Raw genomic sequence first — 24,014 nt, 5'->3', positions numbered from 1 at the left:
TGCGGTATTTTCTGAGGATTTTCTTGGCTGGGAGACCTGGATTCGAACCAGGGCTGACCGGGTCAGAGCCGGTAGTTCTACCGCTAAACTATCTCCCAAGCGGTGAGAGGGTGTTTATCAACCGGCCCCGTGGGGCGCAAGAGCGATCAGGACATTTTTTTGAAAAAACACATATTTTTCTTGCGAGCAGGGTCCCCCGCGCCCCATGCTGCATTTCCAAGGTCCCAGATCACGGGCAAGCGGGAGCCGAAACACATGATGAGGTACGGAACGGATCACAACCTGTCAGGCCCGATGCCTGTTCATGCGTCTGCAAGGCGTACGGGTCCGTTCTTTGGCGCCATTGATCTTGGCACCAACAACTGTCGCCTCATGATTGCTGCGGGAACGCCGACCGGTTTTCGCGTCGTGGACAGTTTCAACCGCTCTGTCCGGCTTGGGGAAGGCCTGCGTGCCAGCGGGCGGCTTGCCGAAGATTCCATGAAGCGCGCGCTCGATGCCCTGCGGGTCTGTGCGGAGCGCATGAGACAGTGGCCTCTGGTCCATGTTCGTGCGGTTGCGACGGAGGCCTGTCGTCAGGCTGCCAATGGCCGCGAGTTTCTGGCGCGTGTGCAGCATGAGACGGGTCTGACGATCGATATCATCACGGCCCGTGAAGAAGCGGAGCTGGCTCTTGAGAGTTGTTCTCCCCTTTTCCGTCAGCCGGAACATCGACCTGTTCGCGCCGATCGGGGCGTTCTTTTCGATATCGGTGGTGGGTCTACCGAAGTCGCATGGGTGCGGATTGACCCCGAACGGGAGACGCAGACACTCATTGGCACGACGAGCGTTCCTGTGGGCGTGATCACGCTGCAGGAAATGTTTGGTGAAGGTCATGGCCCTTCTTATGAGACGATGGTCAGCCATGTTCAGGAGTATCTGAATGGCTTTGAGAACGTACATCGCATCCGGCGTGAGGTTACACACGGAAAGACACGTCTGATCGGGACGTCTGGAACCGTAACGACGCTGGCCGGAGTGGCCCTCTCCCTGCCCCGCTATAATCGTGCGGCGATTGATGGACTGACGCTTCCGGGGTCGAGCATGGTGGATGCCATTGGAAGTCTGCGGCGTCTCAATAATCAAGAACTGGCGGATCATCCCTGCGTGGGATCTGAGCGTATGAAGTTCGTCTTGCCGGGCTGCGCAATCTTCGAAGCCATCCATCGTTTATGGCCGGTCGAAGACGTCACGATTGCAGACCGGGGGTTGCGCGATGGGATGTTGCTGCGTATGGCCCGCGATCATGGTCAGCGTTCCGGCAAGGGGCGCCACACGACCAGTCGTCATGCCACGCCCCGTTCAAGGGGCCCATTCGGGACATATGCCACACTATGAAGTCGCCAAGATCCCGTTCCGGTTCCAGTAAGGATACGGGACCGAAGCGTATTCCGGGAAAGGCTCTGAAAAGTGCTTCCAATCCCGGTGAAAACGACGCAACACGTGATTCCGCAACGTCAAAAACGGCCCGCAACAAGACCGTTTCGCTCAAAACAGCGCGTGGACGCACGACGGCCCAGCAACGCTGGCTCAACCGTCAGCTCAACGATCCGTATGTCGCGGCGGCCCGCAAGCAGGGTTGGCGGTCTCGTGCGGCTTTTAAACTGATTGAGATCGACGATCGCTTTAAGCTGATTGAAGAAGGGACCCGCATCATCGATCTGGGTGCTGCTCCGGGCGGCTGGACGCAGGTTGCGGTCAAGCGGGGGGCAAAGCATGTTGTCGGGCTTGATCTGCTTCCGGTTGATCCTGTTGCCGGAGCAGAGATTATTGAGGGAGACTTTACCGATCCCGAGATGCCTGATCGGTTGAAAGAGATGCTGGGCGGTCCTGCTGATCTGGTCATGTCCGACATGGCGCCCAACACGACAGGGCACGCCGCAACCGATCATATGCGGATCATGGGTCTTGCTGAGGGCGCGCTGGATTTTGCGTTTCAGGTTCTGGCCGAGGGTGGCAGCTTTATCGCCAAGGTTTTTCAGGGCGGTTCGGAAAAAGACATGCTGGCGACGATGAAAACCGCATTTGCCAGCGTCAGGCACGTTAAACCGCCTGCATCACGCAAGGAATCAAGTGAGCTTTACGTCGTGGCAACAGGGTTTCGGCCTGAACGCCTGACTAATCCTTCCTGACGGGCTGAATATGAGAAGAAGAAAAGGGGAGGTATTTGCCTCCCTTTTCTTACAGGAACACCATTCCGGAAAAGTAATAATTTTCAATGACTGTAAGTTTGCTCGTTATTCTCCTGTATCTCTGCCTGCTACCTGTCATTTCGATTACGCTGGCCCGTCAGCCGCGTAAGGATCTTCCTCCCTGGGCAATCTGTCTATCCCTTGTCGCGACCGAAACATCCACCCTGACTATCGTCAGTGTTCCGGGGGTTGCTTACCTTAAAGGGTATGTTTTCGTTGGTCTGGCCGCGGGTTATCTCGTTGGGCGTATCGCGGTTGCGCTCTGGTTCCTGCCGTTGCACGAACGCGGTGCAACGTCGATCTATCGCTATATCGGTCAGAGATTTGGCACGAAACTTCAGAAAATTCTTTCCGGAACATTCCTTGCAACCCGTCTCGTCGCCGAAGGTGTTCGACTTTACGCCGGGATGATTCCCGTATCGATGCTGTTTGTCAGCATGGGCTACGCCGTCCCGGATCTGCTTCTGCTGGTTTTGATCGTTTTGTTGACGCTGGCTTATACCGTGGCAGGTGGGTTGAAGGCGGTTGTCTGGTCTGACAGCCTGCAACTGGGACTTTATCTGGGCGGAAGCATCGCCTGTCTGGCTGTGATCTGGTCTCGTGCAGGCGTGGCCCATTTTCACTGGGCGCCTGTTTTCAGCCATGGGATGCCGCCTTTTACGGATCCGTTTTCCATAGCTGGCGCTGTGATCGGGGGCGCTATTCTGGCTCTGGCATCGCATGGAACGGATCAGTTGATGCTGCAACGCTGTCTTGCAGCAAAAACACTCAACGGCGCGCGGGCGGCGATGATCGGCAGTGTCTTTATCGTGGGGCTGCTGTTCGCTCTGCTGTCATGCATCGGGGTTGCGCTGCGGGATCTCATGCCGGGTCAGGGTGCGAAGCCGGATGCTCTGTTTCCGCAGTTCATCCTGACGCTGCCTCCTGTTCTGAGCGGTCTGCTGGTTGCGGGTATTCTGGCTGCGACCATGGGATCTTTGTCGAGCGCGATGAATGCCATGGCGGCGGCGACCAAGGCCGACTTTTTGTCGCGCGCGAAATTTTCCCTGCGGGGTCTGACGGTTATCTGGGCCGGCCTTCTTGTACTGACCGCGCTGCTGTTTTCACGGCCCAATGGATCGGCTGTCGTTTTTGGACTTTCCATCGCATCCTACAGTTATGGTGCGACGCTTGGGGTATTCCTGCTGGCGATGATCGGCCGTTCGCGGGATGAGAAGGCGGCAATTTTCGGCTTTGTTTCGGCTGTTGGCGCGCTGGGTCTCATGTCATTCGTCAGGGTCGAAGGACATGCCATTGCTTTTCCCTGGCTTGTTCCTGCGGGAGTGACGGCCACTTTCGCTGGAGCGAAGGTCTTCTCAGGTCTGCGGTGGATTGGCCTGAAGAAATGACGCCATCGCGCGCTGCGCGAGGGCAGCTTCTTTGCCGAGGCGGATCAAACCGCCGATCTGCAACGGGTGCCGGACAAGCGAGCCGATCAGTCCGGGGATATATACCGCACCGTCCTTCACGCTGGTCTTCACAGCATGAGGCAGGTCCTGTGTGGCATCGTCGCAAACAACCCTGAGGACAGCAAACGGGACGCCACTCTGCGCCACGACGCCACTTTCCATATCCACTGCAAGACAGTGCGTTTCGGTAAAATAGCGTGCCTTTTCAGAGGCGAATTCAACTAACGCATCGCTATGCAGAATGCCGCCCCGGCGTGCGAAGGCAGAGCCAAACCTTTGACTCAGAGCGGGATCGCAGGGAATATTCCGGTTCTCATGATGCACATGATCGGCCACGATGACCGTACCGGGAGGCGCTTCTGGCGAAAGACTTCCCGCACAGCCGAAAGACAGGAGTTCTGTAACGCCCGCGCGAAACAGGCGCTCCACGCCCTGTCGTGCGCCCTCAGGCGTCGCATGACTCAGGGCAAGGGGGGCATCCGGCAGAAAGCGCCGGATCAGACGGGCTTCCTGTTTCAGCCCTGCGAGAATGCCCAGCATCAGAACCCGTACTCCACCTTGCCACTGTTGCTTGCGCCAAGGTTGCGATAGCGGGCCAGTGCGGTCAGCGGGAAGAACTGCTTATAGCCGTGGTAGCGCAGGTAAAAGACTTTCGGGAAACCAACGGCATTATAGGCGTCTTCCTGCCACTCCCCCTTGTCGTTCTGTTGAGTGACCAGATACGCAACGCCGCGCTTGACGGCGTCGCTCTCGCGGCGCCCGACGGCCATGAGGGCCAGAACAGCCCAGGCCGTCTGGGAGGGCAGACTCTTGTTGTATTCGCCCGCCGTGCCGCCTTCATAGGTCGCACAGTCTTCACCCCAGCCGCCGTCAGGACGCTGGACGCTTTCGAGCCAGTTTACAGCGCGCAGAACCATCGGATCGTCATGCGGCACACCAGCGATGTTCAGCGCGCACAGGACAGACCAGGTGCCATAGATGTAGTTGGTGCCCCAACGACCAAACCAGCAGCCTTCCGGCTCCTGCTCGGAGCGCAGATACTCCAGTGCCTTGAGAATGACAGGACGGTCGTCTGGATCGCCAAGCTGGGCCAGAAAGGAAATGCAGCGGGCCGAAACGTCGGCCGTCGGCGGGTCCAGAAGCGCGCCATGATCAGAGAACGGGATGTGGTTGAGCAGTTCGAGATCGTTGTCGATATCGAAGGCACCCCAGCCACCATTGGTGCTCTGCATGCCGATGATCCATTCCCGAGCACGCGCGATCGCCTCACGGCTGCCTTCGGGATCAACACGATGCAGCAGCATGCCGACGACGGCGGTATCATCGACGTCCGGGTAGTAGTCGTTCTCGTACTGGAACGCCCAGCCACCGGGGCGCAGGTCCGGTGTGTTAATGGCCCAGTCGCCCTTGACGTTCAGGATCTGGCGCTCCCGAAGCCATTCGGCGCTCTTTTTCAGGGAAGCGAGCGTTTCTTCATGCTTGGTGCCAGCGGGGCCGGAAGCGGCTTCGATCATCGCAAGACCGGACAGGCCAGTATCCCAAACCGGCGAGACGCAGGGCTGGCAATAGATTTCATCGCCATGATCAACCAGCAGGTCCTGAACGGCCTCCCATGCAGTCTGGGCGCGTGGGTCGCTATCGGGGACGCCCTGCGCGCGATACATCATCACGACATTCGCCATCGCGGGATAAATGGCACCCAGCCCTCCCCGGCTCAGACGCGGCTCGATGAAATCGCTGGCGGCTTTCAGGGCTTTTTTGTGCACGCTCTGTGGAATGAGCGGCAGGACGGGGCGCAGGGCGGAATCAAGATGCTTGAAAAAGCGCCCCCAGACCGAGCGGTATGGGCCGCGGATCCAGTCCGTGACTTCGGAAGGCGGCTTGACGAACAGTTCCTGCACATGGATGCCATGCGGATTGATGGCTTTGGGGCGGAGTGCATTTAGGACCAGCAAGGGTGCGATGACAGCCCGCGACCAGTAAGACATGTTCCAGACCGAGAAGAACGCCTTGCGCGGCAGGAGCATCAGCTCAACCGGCATCACGGGCGTTGCATTCCAGGGAACTTCCCCGAACAGGGCAAGCTGGATCCGCGTGAACACGTTGGTGCGTGCGGCCCCGCCGTGATCGAGAATGGCCTCCCGGGCAATACGCATGTGGGGCGCATTGATGTCATCCCCGATCGCCTTGAGGGCGAAGTAAGCCTTTACGCTCGCCGACAGATCAAAGCCGCCATCATGATAAAGCGGCCACCCCCCATGATCGCCCTGAATCCGACGCAGATAGACGCCGATCTTGGCCTGTTTCTGCGGGTCGATCCGGTCGAGATAGTGTTCGAGCAGGACATATTCTGCTGGGATGGTCGCGTCGGCTTCGAGTTCGTAAACCCAGTGACCGTCTGATTTCTGTTTCCCGCCCAGCGCGTCCTGTGCGCCTTCGATGGCATGGTTGATCTCATCGGGTTCGACCGATTGACGGGACAAGGTTTCGCTCACGCGACCCTCCTTTTCCAGAATATCAGAATAGATCAGCATTGTTCGGCTCTTCCGACGCAGGCAGTCCTCAAAGGCGGGAGCTGTGTTACAATCATGACAGGACGACTGCTCATCACGATCCTGTGTTCTCTACGGCGGACCGGAAGCCCAGAGCAGCGACGGCCTGAAGTCCGGACTGGATGGAGCCTTCGATCGTGGAGGGCAGTCCGGTCTCCGTCCAGTCTCCGGCCAGTGCCAGATTGACGAGGTCGGTTCTGGCTCCCGGACGCAGGAGGTTCTGTTCCGGCGTTGCCGCAAACGTCGCCCGTTTTTCCCAAACCAGACGTGACGGTGGGATGGCGACTGGCAGTGGCTGCGACAGAACGGGATCGAGCGCGCGTCGAATTTCTGACCAGATCGTGGCCAGAAGTTCGCTGTTGCTGCGATCCGCGTAGCGGTTGGCTGCGCTGACGGTTACGGAAAGGATATCCCCTTTCAGGAAAATCCATTCCGAAATGCCCCCGACCAGTCCTACGAAACCGGCCTGAGCCACAACGCCCCGGGCCTGAACTTTCTCAGGAAGACGGAAATGCGCGTTGGCAATGCTTTCAAAGGCGTCAGGCGCTGTCAGTCCCGGCAGCAGGGACTGCGCCACCGGTCCCGGAACGGCCAGAATGACCTGATCTTCAGGGCCGAGTTCAATCCGCCCTTCCCCGGTTTCCAGTGCCGTGGCGCGACCGTTCTGCTGTTCGATGGCGCTCACGCGGACGCCTGTGCGCACGTCGCCATGAAAGCGTTTGAGATAGGCTATTGCTGGGTCGATCAGGGTTTCGGACAGACCGACGGCCGGAAACCACGGACAGCAGGCCATGCCTCCCTTGGCAAGAGACTTGCGGATCACGTTGCCAAGGAGTTTGGCGCTCCCTGTATGGATGTCTGTATTGAGAACCGAGATGGCGAACGGGATCAGCAGTCTGCGACTCAGTTGGCCGGAACTGAGGCAGCTCTCTACGGTCGTTCTGTCTCCTGCGCGCAGGAAACGTCCGAGAGAGGCCAGTTCGGACAGTTTCATGCCCGGAACGCGCCGTCCGCCCGGAAGCGCCCAGAAAGGGAGCTTTCCCTTCGACAGGCGCAGCGTCCAGGCGAGGCTGTCTTCCAGATCGTAATAGGGGAAGATCGGTAATCCCGGTCCGGTCAGCGTGTGACGCGCGCCGATGATGTCCAGATAGCGGAACGTCAGGTCGTTCGATGACAGGATCAGATGGTTGCCGTTATCGATCCGGGCGTCGAGGGAGCGGTCGTGAAAGGAACGCGCCCGGCCGCCGCAGGCCGGGCCTGCTTCGTAAACGGTGACGCGGGCCTGTGCCGCAAGCTCGATTGCGGCGGAGAGGCCTGCCAGACCACCGCCGATGATGTGGACGTGGCTCATGGGTTACTTCACATACGCTGCAAGGGTACGAAGCTGCCTCAAAGGTTTCGAGACTTTCGGGGCAATGTCAGGTGTTTTCCAGCCGCGCTTTTGCAGGGCCGACAGGATGGGCGCGTAGGACGCGGCCATCATGCGTGCCGGGCGCATTGCGGTGCTGTCACACAGTTGCATGGCCCTCCGCGCTTCCCGGAAATGGTCTCGTGCACGCTGGGCGAGGATGCGCCCCACCTGATCCAGACCGTGAGCGTAAAGCGCTTCGTGAGGATTTTTCGGGACATCGAACCGGGTCAGGAGTTCGGATGGAAGATACAGCCGGTCGCGGCCCGAATCTTCGGCGATATCGCGCAGAATATTCGTCAGCTGAAGCGCGCGCCCCAGATGATAGGCAACGCGCCGGGCATTGTCGGAAGAATCTCCGAACACGCAGACCGACAGGCGCCCGACAGCCGACGCCACACGATCGCAGTACAGATCCAGCGTCGCCTCATCCGGTGCGACGATTGGCGCTCCGCAATCCATGGCCATGCCGTCAATGACGTCGTGGAAGTCCTGAGGCTGAAGCTGGTAACGATGGATTGCCACGATCAGAACACGGTCGAGCGCATCCGTCGCGATCCCTTCATAGAGGCCGTCGATGCGACGATGCCAGTCCTGAAGGGCGGCCATAGGGTCTGCAACGCCTGCATCGCCATCGGCGATATCGTCCACCTGACGACAGAAAGCATAGACCGCGAACATCGCCTGACGGCGGTCCGCCGGGAGGATACGCATTCCACGGGCAAAGGACGTTCCCGAGGCGGTGACGATCCTTTCGACATGATCCAGATCGGCCTGCGCGCAGGGAAGACCTGAAGAAGCGCGCATCCTGCTGAAAACCATGTCTGTCCCCTGTCTCGTTTCAGAAGATCAGGGTTCTAGACCCAAATCCCGGCGAGACAAAGATGACCTGAACCGAAAGGGCTGCCCTGTGTTAATATGATGCCAAAAGGCAACACCTGAAAAGGAGTCTTTCGTCATGCGTGTTCTCTCTTTGAAAAACGCCACCGTTCTTGCCGCAGTGCTGGTCGCTCCCCTCGCCTCTGCCCAGACAGCGCCTCCCACGACGGCCAGCGGGCATGCGGAACATCTTCTTGCCGACGATCATTCCTGGAATGGCACGCCCTACGACCACTACCCGACCACGCGACCGATGCTCAGTATGATTAAGCTGACCATTCCTGCGCATTCCGCCCTTCCCTGGCATGTTCATCCGTATCCGAATGCGGGTTATGTCCTGGAAGGAACGCTCACGATCGAGGATCGGCAGAGCGGCAAAAAGCGGACGTTTCATCAAGGCGAAGCCTTTGCGGAATCGGTCAATGATGTTCATCGTGGCGTCACGGGCGACGGCCAGACGGTTCTTTTGTTGACTTATGCCGGTTCGCCCGGAAAGCCGACGTCCATCCCCCTGCCCGGCCAGCAGAAAGAATACTGAAAATATCTTTGGGTGTGCTTTGACAGGGAAAACGTTTCGGAACTAACATGTTCTGGCCCTAGTCTGGAGTATGGCCCACAATGACCAGTCCCCTCTCTTCCGCCGCCCGTAGCGACCTTCTTGCCCGGGGATATTCCCGGCGCAGCTTCGGGCGCATTGCTACACTTCTGGCCGCAGGTGCGACCGTAAAGGCCCTGACAAACTCAGCCCGCGCGGATATTCTTCCGTCGGGGATCAATTTCGAGGGTGTTACCCGTCTTGGTAGCAATGAATGCTGGACTGGTCCCTTCCCGGAAGCTGCACAGGCTGGCGCATCCTCGGTTTTTCAGAGTAATCGCTACGATCCGACCGGTCACATGCGTGATGACCTTATCAAGACGGTTTCCAATGTCGAAGGACTTCCCCAGACCCATGTCATGACGTGGTGTGGCTCGTCCGATCCCCTCGCCCGTGCCATCGTGACGTTCTGCTCACCCACCCGCGGCCTTGTGACGGCTGACCCCAGCTATGAGGCCGGATGGGTCGCTGCAGACTGGCTGAAAATTCCTCTGGCCCGTGTGCCGCTGACAGCGAAAAACGGCTATAAGACAGATGTCCGGGCCATGCTGGCCGCTGATCCCAATGCAGGTGTTTATTATATCTGCTCCCCCAACAATCCGACGGGAACGCTGACGCCGCTGCGCGATATCGCATGGCTGGTCGAGAACAAGCCCAAGGGTTCGGTCGTGCTGGTGGATGAGGCTTACATCCATTTCTCGAATGCGCCGAGTGCTGTGGAATTGGTGGCGAAGAACAAGGACGTCGTTGTTCTCAGGACGTTCTCGAAGATGTTTGCCATGGCTGGGATGCGTCTTGGCCTTTCATTCGCCAGACCTGACCTGCACGAGAGCATGATGCGCTATGATGGGAAAAGCGCCACTTCAATGCTTCCGGTTCCGGCCATGGCCTGTGGTACGATGAGCCTCACCATGAAGTCCGCGATCGCGGCCCGTAAGGAGGAGATGATTGCGGCCCGCAACATGACGTTCCAGCATCTTCGCAAGCGGGGCATTCATTTCATTCCGTCTGATGCAAACATGTTCATCATCGACTGGAAGAAGCCGGCAAAGCCCATTCAGGATGCCTTCCTGAAGCAGAATGTTCTGATTGGTCGCTCATGGCCTATCTGGCCAAATGCCTCGCGGATTACGGTCGGCTCCATGGATGAAATGAAGACCTTCTGTACCGCACTGGACCAGATTTATACCTGATCTGGTCCAGATACCCCTGCCGTTGCAGTTCAGCCGACGGCAGGGAAATAGCGCATGGCCCGGAGCAGAGCTTTTGCCGCATCTGCTTTTGTCAGGGCCACGCGTTCCAGAAGCGGGTCCTGACGGCGTAGGCGAGTGGTGAGGATGTGGCATAGTTCCACAATGACGGCAGCTTCCAGTCGCATCCGACGATCCCGGACGAGCAGCGGCAGGGTTCTTGCGTTCCTGTTAAGAACATCCACACCATCCAGCATCCGATCGAACACGCGACGCACGCCCGGCTTGCTTCGGACCAGACGCAGGTCATCCAGACAGACGTCTTCTTCTTCCAGCCAAGGTAGCGGGACATAGCAGCGGTCCAGATCCTTCAGATCGCCCGCGACATCCTGAAGATGATTGATGACCTGAAGTGCGGAACAGAGCGCATCGGATGGAGCGAGTGTTTCTTCGGCCTCGCCGTGTAGCAGGAGCAGAAACCGCCCCACGGGGTTGGCAGAATATTTGCAGTAATGCAGCAGTTCGTCCCAGCTTTCGTAGCGGTTCTTTTCGGCATCCATGCAGAACGCTTCGAGAAGATCCGTTGCCGTTTCAAGCGGGACGCCTGTCTGGAGCAGGACGTCGCGAAGTTTGACCGCTGTTTGTGCGTCCGCGCGCTGAGGAGCTGTGATCTCACCCCGGATAACGGCTGCCATGCCCTTGAGGCGTGCAATCTTTTCGGGAGGCGTCAGCTCAGTCGTGTCCACCATATCATCCGCGACACGCGCGAAATTATAATAGGTGTGAACGTAAGGCCGCAGCCGCGGTGCGATCAGAAATGATCCAACGGGAAAATTTTCGTCGGATTTGCCTTTGGCGGAGGTGACGTCTTTCGTCCCCCAGATGGTGTCTGTCACGATGTTTCATCCGTGTAGGAACGATTTTTCCACCGCACACCAACACCACGATGGTGGTCTATGGCAGAGCCGATGGTTGCGGCCATGTAAAAAGCCGCAACAAGTGGAAGAGGAATGGCGCGCCACAGCGGCAGGCCGAAACGGCGGAGTGTGGGGACAAAGGTCAGGCACGACAGGAGATAGGTCAGAAGTCCGATCCGCCGTTCCCGTCCCTTGCCGAAGAGCGTCAGTCCGATTGGAAGCAGCCAGATCATGGCCATTCCCAGAATTGTCGCCAACAGGAGGAGTGGCGAGTAGCGGAGTTGCACATAGGCCGTGCGGGCAATCATGTGCCAGACATCTTTCATGCCGCGATACGGCCTGATCGACCATGCCAGAGCACTGTGTCCCAGATAGAGCCGCCCACCGGACCGTTTGACATGAGCCGCCAAAGTGCAGTCGTCGATCAGTGCGCCGCGCAGTGCTTTGATCCCGCCGATCCGGTCCAAGGCTCGACGACGCAGGAGAATTGTTCCCCCCGCAGCCCCGGCAATGCGGGAGTGTTCGCTAGCGATCCGCGAAAACGGGTAGAGCATGGCAAAGAAATAGACGAATGCTGGAACCAGAAAGCGCTCCGCATGACTCTCGCAGTTCAACGCCACCATTTCCGAGACAAGATCCAGATCGTCTTCCCGTGCCTTGGCGACCAAAGAGGCCAGATGCTCCGGTGCGTGCATGATATCGGCATCGGTCAGGAGGAGGTATCCATAAGGACCAATCCGCGTCAGCGCTTCCTGTTCTCCCTGATGGACGGCCCAGAGTTTGCCGCTCCATCCTGCCGGACGTTTAGCGCCTGTGATGACCGTCAGGCGCTCATGCGGATCAGGCAGGGTACGGGCAATATCGGCCGTTCCATCCGTGCTCTCGTCATCGATCAGGATAATGGACAATTTGCCATCATAATCCTGTTCCAGAAGAGACGTCAGACAGGCTCCGATGGACTCGGCTTCATCACGCGCTGGGATGACAACCGCAACATCAGGCGCCGAAGCTGGAGCGGGCTTCTGGTCCAGAATGGGGCCTTTCTGCCAGAAATTCCCATGAAACAGCGAAAGATAGATCCAGGCTCCCAAGCTGGTCAGTGCGCTTCCGAACAGCATTATTTCATCCGCCCATGCTGACGGAACCAGACGATCGCATCTGTCACGGCATCGCGGGCCGGGCGCGGGGTGTATCCGAGTTCTCTCTTGGCCTTGTCGGATGAGAAGAACATCAGTTTCTTGGACATGGCCAGTGTTTCGCGCGTCACCCGCGGTTCAATGCCGAACCCGCGTGCCAGCCATTCGGAGACAAGGGCCACGGGATAGAGCCAGGACTGCTTGAGTTTGATTCCCGGCGGCTTCACCCCGGCAATCTGACTGACCATGCGGAAAAGATCTCCCAGCATGATGTTCTCGCCGCCAAGGATGTATTTCTCGCCGATCTTGCCCCGTTCCAGAGCCAGAGCATGTCCTTCCGCGACATCATCGACATGCACGATGTTTAGACCCGTCTCGACATAGGCCGGCATGTTTCCGCTGGCACAGTCGAGAACCATCTGGCCCGTCGGTGTCGGCTTGATGTCCCGGGGGCCAACGGGGGTCGACGGATTAACGATAATCGCAGGCAGGTTCTTCTCGCGGATCAGCCGCAGGACTTCCTGTTCCGCACGATATTTCGAGAGCTTGTAGATCCCGATGACCTGATTTTCCGTCACCGGAGTGTTTTCGTCAGCTGATTCGCCATTTTTGCACAGGCCAAGCGCCGCAACCGACGAGCAGTAGATGATTTTTTCTACCCCGGCCTCCAGAGCGGCCAGCATCAGGTTGCGCGTGCCCTCCACATTGGCCTTCATCATGATTTCCGGATCCGGAACCCAGAGTCGGTAATCGGCAGCGACGTGGAAAAGGGTTTTAACGTTTTTTAGTGCCGGAGCGAGCGTGTCCGGATCGGCGAGATCTCCGACAACGATTTCCGCGTCAAGCTCCGCTATATTTGAACGGTCGGATGTCGGGCGGACGAAAAGTCTCAGGCGGTGTCCGCGTTCTTCAAGGACGCGGGCGACGGCAGAGCCGACAAACCCGGTAGCCCCCGTCACGAGTGTGACATCGTTCATGGTGGCAGTGTCTCCTTGGGTCATCAGCAGATGGTTGCAATTTATGACAGCATAATCCTCCCGGCTTTTCGGGGAAAGCGTCTGTGAGGGTGGAATATTAACGATACCTGCGATAGATCGTGTGCAAACGGCATGTGACGAAGACGTTGAAAAAAACTCTCCCTGTTCTCCTTTCCCTTCTCGGGGTGGCCCTGTTCACCTTCATTGCGGCCAGAGCCGGTATCCATCCTGTCATGGAAGCGCTCTCCAAAGTCGGGCTTGGCGGCTTCCTGCTCCTTGCGGCCTGTCAGCTTGTGGTGGATGTGGGCCTCGGGATTGCCTGGTATGCAGCCGTTCCTATTCTCAGCGTCAAACGCCTGATGGCCGCACGTCTTGTTCGGGACAGTGCGGGAGCCTGCCTGCCCTTCTCCCAGCTTGGCGGAATGGTTATTGGTGTTCGTGCAACAATGGCAGGTGTGGACCCAAGAACTGAACAGGGCGAAGAACTGCACTGGCCAGAAGCTGTCGCCGCCAATCTTGTGGACATCACCACAGAAGTTCTGGGGCAGATTGCCTTCGTGCTGATCGCCCTGCTTTGCCTTATCGGTCATCATGACGCTGCCAGATTTGTCTGGCCACTCATTGGCGGAATGGCGCTGCTCAGCCTCGGAATTGCCGGTTTCATCTGGACCCAGCAGCGCGGTGGCGCGACGGTCAGCAAGGTTGCGACATTCCTTGGACGGCATATCGCTGCGGAGTGGCGTGAGTCGCTGATCGGAAATACCGCCGCTTTCCAGTCCCGACTGGAGGAGCTCTGGAGCCGCCCGGACCGGATTTCTCTGGGGGCGCTCTGTCATCTGGTATGCTGGACGGGCAGTGCTGCCATGACGTGGCTGGGACTTCATCTTCTTGGCGCGCATGTCGGATTTTTCTCGTCCGTTGCCATTGAAGGCGTAGTCTGCGGCATTATGTCGGCAGGTTTTCTGGTTCCGGGCGCGCTTGGGGTTCAGGAAGCCTCTTATGTCGCGCTTGGGATGATCTTCGGCGTGGATGCGGAAGTGTCCCTTAGCCTTTCGCTTCTGCGTCGCGGTCGGGATATCCTGATTGGTATTCCGGTTCTGTTGATCTGGCAGTTCGTTGAGATGCGGCGTCTTCGTCATGAACGTTCTGCGGCAAAGCTGGAAAACGAACCAGCCGCTGCCTCTCTTCGCAAAAAGGTCATTGCGCCAGCTGTGACGGCCCTTACCGGGAATATCAAGAAAGAAGCAGTGTCCCGAGACGGAAAAACGCCCGAAGACAGCTCCTTCGCGACAGCAAGACGCGTGTTATGACGCCGCTTTTCAGTTCCCTTTGTGTCATCGGTCCGGGACTGATTGGCTCGTCCATTTTACGGCGTGCCAGAGAAGCGGGCACGATTGCTGGAACCCTGATCGCAGCGGACTCGAAGCCGCATGTTCTCGAACGGGTTCAGGAACTGGGGATTGCGGATGTTACGACGTCTGATTTAGCCGTCGCGGCGCAGGCGGACTGTGTCATGATCTGTGTTCCTGTTGGTGCAGTGGAAGAAGTCGCACGACAGGTGCTTCCATACATGAAGCCCGACAGCATTCTCACGGACGTGGCGTCGGTGCGGGGCCAGCTTGGGCCGACGATTCAGGCGATCCTGCCCGAAGGCATATCCTATGTTCCGGGCCATCCCATGGCGGGAACCGAGCATTCCGGGCCGGACGCCGGTTTTTCAACTCTGTTTGAAGATCGATGGGCGCTTCTCGTGCCACCTGAAGGATCTGCTCCGGAAGCGATCGCCAAAATCCAAGCACTCTGGAATCTGTGTGGCGCCCGAACGAAAATCCTGTCTGACGAACAGCACGACCAGATTTGTGCCATGGTGAGTCACCTGCCTCACCTTCTGGCCTTCACGATCTGCGATACCGCCGATAATCTGTCGGACGAAATTCGCGCAGCGGTACTGGACTACGCGGCTTCGGGATTTCGGGATTTCACCCGGATTGCAGCCTCAGATCCGGTTATGTGGCGGGATATTTTCCTAGCCAATCGTGAGGCCCTGCTGGGCACACTCGACAGGTTCGTAGCTGATACACAGGCCATGGCGGATGCGATCCGTCATGGTGACGAAGCAACTATAACCAGCAAGATCGAACGTGGACGCGCGATCCGCCGAACCCTGATCGAAAACCGTCAGGCCTGAGATTTTTTAAGATGCATGAATCTGCTGCCGGGCTATGCCCCGGCAGCAGATCGTTTCTTCAGGCCGTGACAACACGCAGGGTATTCGTGCTGCCGGAATGGCCGTAAGGCAGTCCAGCCAGAACCAGAACCCGGTCTCCGGCCTTGCAGAAGTTCATGCTGCGGGCGAGTTCTGCGGCAGGGCCAGCCAGATCCTCAATGCCATGAGCCGTCTGTTCGCGATCCACGACATGCGGGAATGTCCCCCACACGATGCAGAGGCGACGCGCAACGTCCAGTTCCGGTGTCAGGGCAATGATTGGGCAATGCGGCCGCTCACGTGCCATGCGCATTGCGCCGCCGCCACCACGGGTATGGGACGCAATCACACCGGCATGCAGCGTACGGCTGACCTGCCAAGCTGCCTGAACAATCGCACACTGAACGCTCTCGTCCGGCGTGGGGCGCAGACGGTCCATGCGGACCCGCCATTCATGGTCCTGCTCGACCCGCTCGGCGATCCGTACCATCATTGATACGGCCTCGAGCGGATATTTGCCGGCAGCACTTTCCGCAGACAGCATGACTGCATCCGCACCGTCATAAACGGCATTGGAGACGTCAGAGACTTCGGCTCGTGTCGGGGTCGGGCTTTCAATCATGCTCTCGAGCATCTGCGTCGCCACAATCACCGGACGGCACTGTCTGCGGGCTTCGGTAATTGCGCGCTTCTGGGCAACCGGGACTTCCTCGGGGGGCAATTCGACGCCGAGATCACCGCGCGCCACCATGAGCGCATCCGAAAGATGTACGATGGCTTCAAGGTTATCCATCGCCTGAGGCTTTTCGAGCTTGGTCACGATCGCTGCACGGCCGTTCGCAATATCGCGCGCTTCCTGGACGTCTTCCGGGCGCTGCACAAAGGACAGAGCCACGAAATCGACACCAAGCGACAGGGCGAAGTCGAAGTCGCGGCGGTCTTTTTCGGTCAGTGCTGGAATGGGAAGCGTCACGTCGGGAACGTTGACGCCCTTGCGCTCGGACAGCTTGCCGCCGACCACCACGACCGTCTCTAGAAAGCCTTCCCCGACTGTCACCACACGCAGCTTGAGCTTGCCGTCATCCAGCAGAAGGTGGCTTCCCGGCTTCGCAGCGGAAATAATTTCCGGATGCGGCAGACAGACCCGCGAAATTGTGCCCGGCGTACGGTCCAGATCCAGACGGAACGGTTTGCCTTCCTCCAGAATCACGGGGCCGTTTTCAAACACGCCAACGCGCAGTTTGGGGCCCTGCAGATCTGCAAGGATCGCCAGCGGATGGCCGACCTTCTCTTCGGCTGCACGGATGGCGGCATGACGCTCGCCATGATCTGCATGCGCACCGTGAGAGAAATTGAGCCGGAAGACATTCACACCGGCCTGCGCCAGAGAAAGGATCATCTCGGGGGACGATGAAGCCGGCCCCAGTGTGGCGACGATCCGCGTGCGGCGGTGATGGGAACTCGATGTCATATACGGCGTCCTCGATCGGAAAAAATCAGTTTGGTTGAATCGTCTCGCCCGGGAGCAGGCCCCAGAAAAGACGGCGTGGCAGCCAGCCGTCGTAGCCCTTCACGCTAACATGGCACCATTGGGAGTTCTGCGGGCACAGCTTGATGTTGCCCACCGTTCCCTGCTCCAGAACCGCAACCACGGTGCTATCTTCTTCCGGATGGCTCATGAGAAGCACATCATTTTTATGTGCCCTCGCCTCATCCTGCGTTGCGACGCGGGCAAGGATGCGGGCGTCGGCCTTGCCGATATGGTCGCCTTCCTGCGCGCTCGCCTCGCCCGTCTGGGCTTTCACACCTTCGGGAGGAAGGCCCGGAATTACGAATGTGCGGCTTCCATACAGCGTTGCCTGATGGACCCAGCCCTTCTGGCCATCGGAGTCCTCCACAAGACGCCAGACATCGAACTCACGCTCGATCTGCACCGGAAGCCCGCGACGATGATAGACCCAGTCGATCGGATAACGGTCTCCGGGCCCGCGACGCATATAGACTTTGTCAGCGCGGAGCGCGGCGTAACGAGGCAGGGGCAGACCGGTATTGCTGCCCTTGTCCTCATTTTCAGGGGCGGGAGGAACTGCTGGAGGCGCAGCCTGATCCGGAGTGGCTGCCGTTGAAGCCGCGGCTCCTGCTACAGCCGCCCCGGCGACTACGGGAGCTGCATGTTTCAGCGCGGCATGATGGGCTACTTTGTGATGCGGCGCCGGAGATGTCGGCTTTGCCGCGTCGGCCTTATGGTGTTTTTTCGCAGAAGCGTGTTTTTCCGCGGGTTTTGCGGCGCTTTCTGTATGCTTCTTATGATGGTGGGCCGCCTGCGCGCCGTGAGCGGCAAGCAGGATCGTGCCTGCCAGAAGCGCACGCAGAAAAGCGGATGGGCCTGTGGCGGAACGCGGAAGGAAGACTGACATTCTCATGAGCGCATCCCTGCCAAGGGCCGACGGTTTGGGCAAGTCATCAAAACGGGGAAAGACATCCTGAACCCGTAATCTTTAAGGAAAACTTACAGCGCAAGGAGCGGATTGTCTCCCGCCAGTTCGAGAAAGCTGACAATTCCTTTCACCATCACACCTTCCAGAAGGTCTTCCGGGACTAGTCCTGCCATCGTCAGACCGGTTTCGCAGGCCATGACGGTAGCGCCAAAATCGAGCACCGCCGCCCGCAATTCGCCGAACCCTGCGATCCCCCGGGCCTCAAGCACGTTATCAGCAATAGTGCCCTGAAGCCCTGACCAATCCGGCGTCAGGGCCAGAACGCTGCGTCCGCCTGCGAAAATTGAGACGTCACGCCCGAGCGAGAGCGCCCCTGCCGCGACCACCATCGCATAATGGGCGCGTTGCCACGAATCATCTGCCAGCGTCAGAAACAGGGGACGGCTCATGGTTTGACGGTGTCCTCATGATGTGCCGGACAGCGGGGATCGCGTCTGAGCGTAAAACTGGTCATCGTTCCCGACAGCGCGTCCCACATACTCACCCGCGTTTCGTCGCGCCCTTCGAGGCCGATGATTTCACGCATGACTTCGACGGCCATCAGACTTCCCATAACGCCTGTGGCGGCGCCCAGCACACCCGACATTCCGCAGTTCGGTGCCGCTGTCTGTTCGGCTTCGGGGAACAGACAGCGATAACAGGGACCGCCCTTCTGAGTCCGAAAGACGGCGAGTTGCCCCGAAAATCCTTGTACAGCGCCAGAAACCAGAGAGCGACCGTGCCGGACGCAGGCATCGGAAACTGCAAGCCGGGCCGGAAAATTATCGGTGCCGTCACAGACGAGATCGTATTGCGGTACAAGATCGTCCAGCGTCGTCTCCGTTGCGCGAACCGCGTAGGGACTGATTTTGACCAGTGGGTTAAGCGCTTTCAGGCGTCGGGCTGCGGCTTCGACCTTGAGCAGCCCAAGATCGTCTATCCCATAAAGAACCTGCCGCTGAAGGTTGCTGAGTTCCAGATGGTCATGATCCATAATCCCGATATGCCCAATGCCCGAAGCCGCAAGCTGCTGGAGCAGCGGCGCTCCGAGACCGCCTGCGCCGACGACGAGCACGGAAGCCTGTCGAAGCTGCGCCTGTCCAGTCGCGCCCACCTGAGGCAGCAGGATGTGGCGGGAATACCGTTCCAGTTCCTGGTCGGAAAAATTCATGTCCATGGAACGATGATAATTGCTGACTTTCGCTCTTGAAAGACGTTAGCGTGATAATCGTCAGTCACCGTGGGGTTGCATTAGCGGGACCCGAGGCAGGGAAATGTCATGAGAAAAGGATTTCGCAGAGCCATGCCTCGTGCATGGCAGGGTCTGGGCGTTACGGCCGGTGCCGTTCTGGCCGCCTATGCCGTCTCCCCTTACCTTGCCCTGTGGGATATCGACCGGGCCTTGCATGGCAATAATGCGTCGCGTCTGGCACCGCATGTGGATTGGTCGTCGCTGAGCCATTGCCTGAAGGAACAGTTCACGCCTGCCGTTCCGGCCGATGATGATCTACCGGGCTTTGGCAGTTCTTTCGCCGGACAGGTCGTGTCCAACGCGATCGACACCCATCTGACGCCTGCGACGCTGATGAGCACAGCCCATCAGGTCATGCCGCATGGTGTATCAACACCCGGCTGGCTCGGGGTATGGCATGGCGTGCATGCCCATTTCGTAAGCGCTGGAAAGTTCGAGGCCAGTCTGGATCAGCCGGGACAGACACCGTTCGTCCTGCATATGAAATTCGAGCACTGGGGCTGGAAGATCACGCGATTCGAGATGCCTGCTCCGGCGCACGCAGCCTGAAAACTCAGGCTGCGGGAAGGTCTTCTTCCAGAACGGTGATGTGAATGGCGTAGGAAACTTCACCTTCGTCTTCGTCACGGTGAACCGTTCCGATCACTTCTCCCGACACGGCCAGTTCAACGCTCATGCCCTTGCGGCTGGGCTTGTTGACGGTCAGTTTCGGAGAGCCCAGCAGGCGCTGGAGCGTGGTCTGGAGGCGTGTCACCTCGGATAGGGTCATATCGGCCATTGGTGGCATTCCTGTGCTGCAAGGGAACTGCCCTGTAACCCATCGACACGTACAAAGGAACCCGCCTCCTCTATCCCCGTCAGGGATGCTGTTGTAGAAACCGGGCACTTCACATGTGATTGTGTCCTGTTCGCCATGAATCGTTCAGGGTCCGCAGTCTGCTTCCCCTTCCGCGCAAAGGAGACATGATGCGCCCGGTTTTCCTTAGAATGATCGTTGCCCTGACCTCCACCGCCGCCCTCTCGGGATGTGGATATTTTGATTCCCGGAATGCGCATAAGGCGCAGTACGAAATGATCGGGATGACCAGCTACGATCTTCAGTCCTGCGCAGGTATTCCGGCCAGCACGAAGAAGCTGAACGATACGACCGAGCTCTGGCAGTATGACGGAAGCATGGCGCTGCCGACCATGCCGGCTGATTCAGGCTTCATTCCTGTCCAGTCCGCAATCAGCATTTACCAGTCCGCTCTGGGTGGCGGTGGCACGACCTGCCGGATGCTGGTCCGCGTGGATCATGACCGGGTTTCGGAAGTCCATTATACCGGCAATGACGATGAATATATCGGAACGGATGGTATCTGCTCCATCATCACGCGAGGCTGTGCCCGTCAGCGTGAATCGACGATGCGCCGCGTAAATGCAGGTCCGTTCGGTCCTGTATCGGCTTTCCATCCGCCGCGTACACCGCCCCAGAGCGCTACGGCCACCTATTCCGATCAGTCCGGCAAATACGTTCCCAAATTCAGCAAGGACGACACCCAGCCGGTTATCCAGCCGGTCAAGTGAGTTTGAAAAAAGGGCCGGGACAGAGTTTGTCCCGGTCTTTTTTTTGTTCAGGAGTTTATGAGACGCTTCATTTTCTGAACAGTTGGTCCCAGGCCGTCGAAAATGGCGTGTCCGATCAGGAAATGGCCGATATTGAGTTCGGCAAGACCTTTCAGGGCGGCAATAGCTTCGACGTTGTCGTAGGTCAGCCCGTGCCCCGCATGGAGCTCCAGCCCACAGGTTAAAGCCGTGTGTGCGGCTTTTTGCAGACGCTCCAGCTCATGCTCACTCCCCAGCGCATAGGCGCCCGTATGAAGCTCCACGACGGGTGCCCCCAAAGCTGCAGCCGTCTCGATCTGTCGCGTATCGGGATCGATGAACAAGGAAACCCGTATTCCTGCGGCTTTCAGGCGGTTGATTTTGGAACTCAGGGCTTCACGCTGCCCGACGACATCAAGGCCGCCTTCGGTTGTGACTTCCTGCCGTTTTTCCGGGACCAGACAACAGGCATGCGGACGAAGCTCACAGGCGAGCCGGACCATTTCGTCCGTCGCGGCCATTTCGAAGTTCAGTGGCGCGGACAGTGCTTTCAGACGCGGCATGTCAGCGTCGCGGATATGGCGACGGTCTTCCCGCAGATGCGCCGTTATTCCGTCCGCTCCTGAGGCAATCGCCAGTTCCGCTGCGGCGACCGGATCGGGAAACGTGCCGCCTCTGGCATTCCGCAACGTGGCGACGTGATCAATGTTTACACCAAGACGGATCATGATCTTTTTCCTTCCCGATAAGCGCTCATCCCGTCTGCCAGACGGATGGCGGCCAGAAGACTTGAGACGTCGGCGCGGCATGTCTCCGTCACAGGGCCTGCGATATCGAAGGCGGTGCCGTGATCGGGTGATGTGCGGATAATGGGCAGCCCCAGCGTCACATTCACGCCCTCAGCCATATCGAGCGTCTTGAGCGGGATGAGAGCCTGATCGTGGTACATGCAGATGGCAGCATCATAATTTGGTCGGGCCGTGGCGCTGAACATCGTATCCGGGGGGAACGGCCCCTGACAGTCGATCCCTCGTGCGCGCAGGCGCTCGATCGCAGGGCGGATGATCGTGATTTCCTCCTCGCCCATCAATCCCTGTTCACCGGCATGAGGGTTGAGCCCCGCAATCGCAAGACGCGGAGTTTCAATTCCGAAATCGCGTTTCAGGGCTGCATTTGCCGTTTCCGCCACGCTCACGATGAGATCAGTCGTCAGCGTTTCCAGAGCCTTTCGCAACGAAACATGCACCGTTACCGGCACGACCCTGAGTTGGGGTGAGACGAGCATCATGATCTCCTCCCCTGCCATTCCACAGAGTGCTGCCAGAAACTCCGTATGCCCCGGATACGGAAAGCCTGCCGCCGCCAGAACATGTTTGGCGATCGGGTTGGTCACGACGCCGCCAGCCCGGTCTGCAAGTGCGTATTCAACGGCCAGACGGATGCTGCTGATCGTGGCTGCGGCATTACGCGGATCGGGCTGACCCGGAATCACGGCTGCTTCACAGAGAACTGGCAGGATGGGCAGGCTGTCGGCGAATACCGCACCTGCTTCTTCCGGTGTTTTGATCAGAGTGATGGGCACTGCGGCCTCGACCAGACGCGGATCGCCCAGCCAGAAGAACGCGCCCTCCTCCGAATGCCGCAGCTTGTGCCATGCTTCCGCCGTAAGCTGCGGGCCGATACCCGCAGGATCTCCCAGCGTCAGTGCCAATGGTCTGGAGGGGGGCACCATCAGCCTGCTTCAGCGAGAGCTGCGAGCACCCGAACCCAGGAGCGAATTCCCTTGTGGAAGGAGTCCAGCCCGTATTGTTCGTTCGGAGAATGGATCCGGTCGTCGTTCTGGGCAAAGCCGATCATGAGCGCATCCAGCCCCAAGGCATCCCGGACTTCTCCGGCCACGGGGATGGAGCCACCCGATCCGACCATGGCGGCCGGAACACCCCACTCGTCCGTCAGAGCCTGAAGCGCCGGCGTCAGGAAGCGGCTATCACGGGAAACTTCAAAACCCGGAGAGCCGCCATGCGCCGTAAAGGTTACGCGGGCGTCTGCTGGCAGGGCCGCGCGGATATGCGCGCGAAAGGCCTCGCGGATGCGGTCTGGGTTCTGTCCCGGAACCAGACGGAACGAGACTTTTGCCATGGCTTTGGCGGGCAGGACGGTCTTGAAGCCCTCGCCTTCATAGCCCCCCGAAATTCCGTTGATCTCGCAGCTCGGACGGCACCATGTTTGTTCGATCGCGCTATAGTTCTTCTCACCAGCGGCAACCGACAGACCTGCTTCGTCGAGCAGGGAGCTATCGTCGGGAAAGAGCTTGCTCCACTGCGCGCGGGTTGCGGGCGCCGGATCCTGAATGCCGTCATAGAACCCTGCAAGCGTCACACCGCCATCCGCGTTCCGCAATGTGGCCAGAGCCTGACACAGAACGGCAATCGGGTTGGCCGCAGCGTTGCCGTACAGACCGGAATGCAGATCATGGCTGGCGCACTGGATGACCACTTCATCCGCCATCATGCCGCGCAGGGACGTGGTGATCCCCGGTGTTTGCCGGTCGGCCATGGACGTATCACAGACGAGCGCGACATCTGCTTTCAGTTCTGTAGCGTTTTCCTTGAGGAACGGGAATAGGTTGGCACCCCCACACTCCTCTTCGCCTTCCAGCAGAACGCTGACCCGGACTGGCAGTGATCCCGTAACCTGCTTCCATGCCCGGCACGCTTCAAGGAAGGTCATGACCTGTCCTTTGTCGTCGCTGGCGCCACGGGCAACGATCACCTTGCGGCCCGATGGTTCTTCGATCAGGCGTGGCTCGAAGGGAGGTGCCGTCCAGAGCGATTCCGGATCTGTCGGCTGAACATCATAGTGTCCATAGAACAGAACATGCGGGCGACTGTCGCCTTCGGCTGAGCCTTGATCATGCCCGACAACCATCGGATGACCGGGGGCTGCCCAATGAACGTCGCGAACATCCGCCGTCATGCCCAGCTTTTCGAGTTCGTTCTGCATCCAGTTGGCGGCCTTGCGGCAATCGGTGGCATGTGTGGGCTGGGTTGAAATGCTCGGAATCCGCAGGATCTCGAAAAGACGTGATACCGACGCCTCCAGATGGGTGTCGACATTCTGGAGAACGGCATCAAGTTTCTCGGAATAGGCAGTCATTGTATT

24 protein-coding genes and 1 tRNA gene are annotated in these 24,014 nt (G+C 58.9%); 9 read left to right on the top strand and 16 right to left on the bottom strand.

Annotation, left to right across the window (positions count from 1 at the left end; all coding sequences use genetic code 11):
• Positions 1 to 24: 24 nt before the first annotated feature.
• Positions 25 to 98 (bottom strand) — tRNA-Gln (locus tag HKD28_RS11900).
• A 157-nt stretch (positions 99 to 255) separates the two neighbouring features.
• On the opposite strand from HKD28_RS11900, the gene HKD28_RS11895 reads away from it, so the two are divergent.
• The 3 genes from HKD28_RS11895 (at position 256) to HKD28_RS11885 (ending at position 3,619) form a co-directional block, all read left to right on the top strand.
• A complete protein-coding gene (locus HKD28_RS11895; RefSeq protein ID WP_194268423.1) occupies positions 256 to 1,377 on the top strand; it encodes a Ppx/GppA phosphatase family protein in 1,122 nt (373 codons plus the stop codon).
• Positions 1,374 to 2,171 (top strand): RlmE family RNA methyltransferase, encoded by a 798-nt coding sequence (locus HKD28_RS11890; protein WP_194263053.1) that lies wholly within the window; start codon positions 1,374 to 1,376, stop codon positions 2,169 to 2,171. Before HKD28_RS11895 ends, HKD28_RS11890 begins: the two co-directional genes overlap by 4 nt.
• Positions 2,172 to 2,257: 86 nt before the next feature.
• On the top strand, positions 2,258 to 3,619 hold the full coding sequence (locus tag HKD28_RS11885) for a sodium:solute symporter family transporter (protein ID WP_194268420.1): 1,362 nt from the start codon (positions 2,258 to 2,260) through the stop codon (positions 3,617 to 3,619).
• On the opposite strand, the gene HKD28_RS11880 is transcribed toward HKD28_RS11885, so the two are convergent.
• The 4 genes from HKD28_RS11880 to hpnD form a co-directional block, all read right to left on the bottom strand.
• Entirely contained in the window at positions 3,587 to 4,219 is a 633-nt protein-coding gene (locus HKD28_RS11880) for a phosphorylase family protein (RefSeq protein WP_194268418.1), read from the bottom strand. The two genes, HKD28_RS11885 and HKD28_RS11880, sit on opposite strands and share 33 nt — an antisense overlap.
• The gene (gene shc / locus HKD28_RS11875) at positions 4,219 to 6,213 is read right to left on the bottom strand and encodes a squalene--hopene cyclase (protein WP_194268415.1); all 1,995 of its coding nucleotides are present in this window, start codon (positions 6,211 to 6,213) and stop codon (positions 4,219 to 4,221) included. The genes HKD28_RS11880 and shc overlap by 1 nt, the downstream gene beginning before the upstream one ends.
• A gap of 73 nt (positions 6,214 to 6,286) precedes the next feature.
• Positions 6,287 to 7,582: a hydroxysqualene dehydroxylase HpnE gene (hpnE, locus tag HKD28_RS11870; RefSeq protein ID WP_194268413.1), complete on the bottom strand. Its 1,296-nt coding sequence runs from the start codon at positions 7,580 to 7,582 to the stop codon at positions 6,287 to 6,289.
• 3 nt (positions 7,583 to 7,585) lie between these two features.
• Positions 7,586 to 8,461, bottom strand: coding sequence for a presqualene diphosphate synthase HpnD (gene hpnD / locus HKD28_RS11865; RefSeq protein ID WP_194268410.1), 876 nt, complete (start codon positions 8,459 to 8,461; stop codon positions 7,586 to 7,588).
• A 136-nt stretch (positions 8,462 to 8,597) separates the two neighbouring features.
• Between hpnD and HKD28_RS11860 the strand changes: the two genes are divergently transcribed.
• Positions 8,598 to 9,056 carry a cupin domain-containing protein gene (locus HKD28_RS11860; protein WP_194268407.1) on the top strand — a complete coding sequence of 153 codons (459 nt, stop codon included), beginning with the start codon at positions 8,598 to 8,600 and terminating at the stop codon, positions 9,054 to 9,056.
• 80 nt (positions 9,057 to 9,136) lie between these two features.
• Positions 9,137 to 10,306, top strand: coding sequence for a pyridoxal phosphate-dependent aminotransferase (locus tag HKD28_RS11855; protein ID WP_194268405.1), 1,170 nt, complete (start codon positions 9,137 to 9,139; stop codon positions 10,304 to 10,306).
• Positions 10,307 to 10,335: 29 nt separating this feature from the next.
• On the opposite strand, the gene hpnC is transcribed toward HKD28_RS11855, so the two are convergent.
• From hpnC to hpnA, 3 genes are read right to left on the bottom strand one after another with little or no spacing between them, the layout of a single operon-like run.
• A complete protein-coding gene (gene hpnC, locus HKD28_RS11850; RefSeq protein WP_194268403.1) occupies positions 10,336 to 11,199 on the bottom strand; it encodes a squalene synthase HpnC in 864 nt (287 codons plus the stop codon).
• Positions 11,196 to 12,338 (bottom strand): glycosyltransferase, encoded by a 1,143-nt coding sequence (locus tag HKD28_RS11845; protein ID WP_194268401.1) that lies wholly within the window; start codon positions 12,336 to 12,338, stop codon positions 11,196 to 11,198. Before HKD28_RS11845 ends, hpnC begins: the two co-directional genes overlap by 4 nt.
• Positions 12,338 to 13,333: a hopanoid-associated sugar epimerase gene (gene hpnA / locus HKD28_RS11840; RefSeq protein WP_194268398.1), complete on the bottom strand. Its 996-nt coding sequence runs from the start codon at positions 13,331 to 13,333 to the stop codon at positions 12,338 to 12,340. Before hpnA ends, HKD28_RS11845 begins: the two co-directional genes overlap by 1 nt.
• A 134-nt stretch (positions 13,334 to 13,467) precedes the next feature.
• Here hpnA and HKD28_RS11835 point away from each other — a divergent pair, with 134 nt between their 5' ends.
• Positions 13,468 to 14,643 (top strand): HpnL family protein, encoded by a 1,176-nt coding sequence (locus tag HKD28_RS11835; RefSeq protein ID WP_194268395.1) that lies wholly within the window; start codon positions 13,468 to 13,470, stop codon positions 14,641 to 14,643.
• On the top strand, positions 14,640 to 15,521 hold the full coding sequence (locus HKD28_RS11830; protein ID WP_194268392.1) for a prephenate dehydrogenase/arogenate dehydrogenase family protein: 882 nt from the start codon (positions 14,640 to 14,642) through the stop codon (positions 15,519 to 15,521). Before HKD28_RS11835 ends, HKD28_RS11830 begins: the two co-directional genes overlap by 4 nt.
• 58 nt (positions 15,522 to 15,579) lie before the next feature.
• Here HKD28_RS11830 and pyk read toward each other — a convergent pair whose 3' ends face one another.
• The 4 genes from pyk to HKD28_RS11810 form a co-directional block, all read right to left on the bottom strand.
• A complete protein-coding gene (gene pyk, locus HKD28_RS11825; RefSeq protein WP_194263066.1) occupies positions 15,580 to 17,010 on the bottom strand; it encodes a pyruvate kinase in 1,431 nt (476 codons plus the stop codon).
• Between the two features lie 25 nt (positions 17,011 to 17,035).
• Complete coding sequence (locus tag HKD28_RS11820; RefSeq protein WP_194268390.1) at positions 17,036 to 17,962, bottom strand: SH3 domain-containing protein; 927 nt, start codon at positions 17,960 to 17,962, stop codon at positions 17,036 to 17,038.
• Positions 17,963 to 18,048: 86 nt separating this feature from the next.
• Positions 18,049 to 18,426 carry a DsrE family protein gene (locus tag HKD28_RS11815; RefSeq protein ID WP_194268387.1) on the bottom strand — a complete coding sequence of 126 codons (378 nt, stop codon included), beginning with the start codon at positions 18,424 to 18,426 and terminating at the stop codon, positions 18,049 to 18,051.
• Positions 18,423 to 19,193 (bottom strand): HesA/MoeB/ThiF family protein, encoded by a 771-nt coding sequence (locus HKD28_RS11810; protein ID WP_194268384.1) that lies wholly within the window; start codon positions 19,191 to 19,193, stop codon positions 18,423 to 18,425. The genes HKD28_RS11815 and HKD28_RS11810 overlap by 4 nt, the downstream gene beginning before the upstream one ends.
• Before the next feature lie 102 nt (positions 19,194 to 19,295).
• Between HKD28_RS11810 and HKD28_RS11805 the strand changes: the two genes are divergently transcribed.
• On the top strand, positions 19,296 to 19,817 hold the full coding sequence (locus tag HKD28_RS11805) for a DUF2939 domain-containing protein (protein WP_194268382.1): 522 nt from the start codon (positions 19,296 to 19,298) through the stop codon (positions 19,815 to 19,817).
• A gap of 4 nt (positions 19,818 to 19,821) precedes the next feature.
• Here HKD28_RS11805 and HKD28_RS11800 read toward each other — a convergent pair whose 3' ends face one another.
• Positions 19,822 to 20,046: a DUF3126 family protein gene (locus HKD28_RS11800; protein WP_062107861.1), complete on the bottom strand. Its 225-nt coding sequence runs from the start codon at positions 20,044 to 20,046 to the stop codon at positions 19,822 to 19,824.
• 188 nt (positions 20,047 to 20,234) lie between these two features.
• On the opposite strand from HKD28_RS11800, the gene HKD28_RS11795 reads away from it, so the two are divergent.
• On the top strand, positions 20,235 to 20,834 hold the full coding sequence (locus HKD28_RS11795) for a hypothetical protein (RefSeq protein WP_194263084.1): 600 nt from the start codon (positions 20,235 to 20,237) through the stop codon (positions 20,832 to 20,834).
• 47 nt (positions 20,835 to 20,881) lie between these two features.
• Here HKD28_RS11795 and HKD28_RS11790 read toward each other — a convergent pair whose 3' ends face one another.
• Genes HKD28_RS11790 through HKD28_RS11780 form a run of 3 tightly spaced genes read right to left on the bottom strand, consistent with a single transcriptional unit; the run spans position 20,882 to position 24,008 of the window.
• Positions 20,882 to 21,580: a pyridoxine 5'-phosphate synthase gene (locus tag HKD28_RS11790; protein WP_194268379.1), complete on the bottom strand. Its 699-nt coding sequence runs from the start codon at positions 21,578 to 21,580 to the stop codon at positions 20,882 to 20,884.
• Complete coding sequence (pdxA, locus tag HKD28_RS11785) at positions 21,577 to 22,584, bottom strand: 4-hydroxythreonine-4-phosphate dehydrogenase PdxA (protein ID WP_194268377.1); 1,008 nt, start codon at positions 22,582 to 22,584, stop codon at positions 21,577 to 21,579. Before pdxA ends, HKD28_RS11790 begins: the two co-directional genes overlap by 4 nt.
• The gene (locus HKD28_RS11780; protein WP_235993452.1) at positions 22,584 to 24,008 is read right to left on the bottom strand and encodes a M20/M25/M40 family metallo-hydrolase; all 1,425 of its coding nucleotides are present in this window, start codon (positions 24,006 to 24,008) and stop codon (positions 22,584 to 22,586) included. The genes pdxA and HKD28_RS11780 overlap by 1 nt, the downstream gene beginning before the upstream one ends.
• Between the last annotated feature and the right edge of the window lie 6 nt (positions 24,009 to 24,014).

Source organism: Gluconobacter cadivus, from assembly GCF_015244745.1.
GTDB lineage: Bacteria > Pseudomonadota > Alphaproteobacteria > Acetobacterales > Acetobacteraceae > Gluconobacter > Gluconobacter cadivus.
The sequence above is the reverse complement of the archived record's forward strand: the minus strand, read 5'-3'. Positions and strand labels throughout refer to the sequence as shown.

Bases quoted from the DNA above. Each gene is read 5' to 3' on its own strand.
- hpnA (WP_194268398.1), bottom strand. From the start codon at position 13,333: ATGAACGATGTCACACTCGTGACGGGGGCTACCGGGTTTGTCGGCTCT.
- hpnD (WP_194268410.1), bottom strand. From the start codon at position 8,461: ATGGTTTTCAGCAGGATGCGCGCTTCTTCAGGTCTTCCCTGCGCGCAG.
- HKD28_RS11890 (WP_194263053.1), top strand. From the start codon at position 1,374: ATGAAGTCGCCAAGATCCCGTTCCGGTTCCAGTAAGGATACGGGACCG.
- HKD28_RS11805 (WP_194268382.1), top strand. From the start codon at position 19,296: ATGAGAAAAGGATTTCGCAGAGCCATGCCTCGTGCATGGCAGGGTCTG.
- HKD28_RS11815 (WP_194268387.1), bottom strand. From the start codon at position 18,426: ATGAGCCGTCCCCTGTTTCTGACGCTGGCAGATGATTCGTGGCAACGC.
- HKD28_RS11880 (WP_194268418.1), bottom strand. From the start codon at position 4,219: ATGCTGGGCATTCTCGCAGGGCTGAAACAGGAAGCCCGTCTGATCCGG.
- HKD28_RS11810 (WP_194268384.1), bottom strand. From the start codon at position 19,193: ATGGACATGAATTTTTCCGACCAGGAACTGGAACGGTATTCCCGCCAC.
- HKD28_RS11830 (WP_194268392.1), top strand. From the start codon at position 14,640: ATGACGCCGCTTTTCAGTTCCCTTTGTGTCATCGGTCCGGGACTGATT.
- HKD28_RS11855 (WP_194268405.1), top strand. From the start codon at position 9,137: ATGACCAGTCCCCTCTCTTCCGCCGCCCGTAGCGACCTTCTTGCCCGG.
- HKD28_RS11885 (WP_194268420.1), top strand. From the start codon at position 2,258: ATGACTGTAAGTTTGCTCGTTATTCTCCTGTATCTCTGCCTGCTACCT.
- HKD28_RS11780 (WP_235993452.1), bottom strand. From the start codon at position 24,008: ATGACTGCCTATTCCGAGAAACTTGATGCCGTTCTCCAGAATGTCGAC.
- HKD28_RS11820 (WP_194268390.1), bottom strand. From the start codon at position 17,962: ATGAGAATGTCAGTCTTCCTTCCGCGTTCCGCCACAGGCCCATCCGCT.
- hpnE (WP_194268413.1), bottom strand. From the start codon at position 7,582: ATGAGCCACGTCCACATCATCGGCGGTGGTCTGGCAGGCCTCTCCGCC.
- HKD28_RS11800 (WP_062107861.1), bottom strand. From the start codon at position 20,046: ATGGCCGATATGACCCTATCCGAGGTGACACGCCTCCAGACCACGCTC.
- HKD28_RS11860 (WP_194268407.1), top strand. From the start codon at position 8,598: ATGCGTGTTCTCTCTTTGAAAAACGCCACCGTTCTTGCCGCAGTGCTG.
- pdxA (WP_194268377.1), bottom strand. From the start codon at position 22,584: ATGGTGCCCCCCTCCAGACCATTGGCACTGACGCTGGGAGATCCTGCG.
- HKD28_RS11845 (WP_194268401.1), bottom strand. From the start codon at position 12,338: ATGCTGTTCGGAAGCGCACTGACCAGCTTGGGAGCCTGGATCTATCTT.
- HKD28_RS11790 (WP_194268379.1), bottom strand. From the start codon at position 21,580: ATGATCCGTCTTGGTGTAAACATTGATCACGTCGCCACGTTGCGGAAT.
- pyk (WP_194263066.1), bottom strand. From the start codon at position 17,010: ATGACATCGAGTTCCCATCACCGCCGCACGCGGATCGTCGCCACACTG.
- shc (WP_194268415.1), bottom strand. From the start codon at position 6,213: ATGCTGATCTATTCTGATATTCTGGAAAAGGAGGGTCGCGTGAGCGAA.
- HKD28_RS11795 (WP_194263084.1), top strand. From the start codon at position 20,235: ATGCGCCCGGTTTTCCTTAGAATGATCGTTGCCCTGACCTCCACCGCC.
- HKD28_RS11895 (WP_194268423.1), top strand. From the start codon at position 256: ATGATGAGGTACGGAACGGATCACAACCTGTCAGGCCCGATGCCTGTT.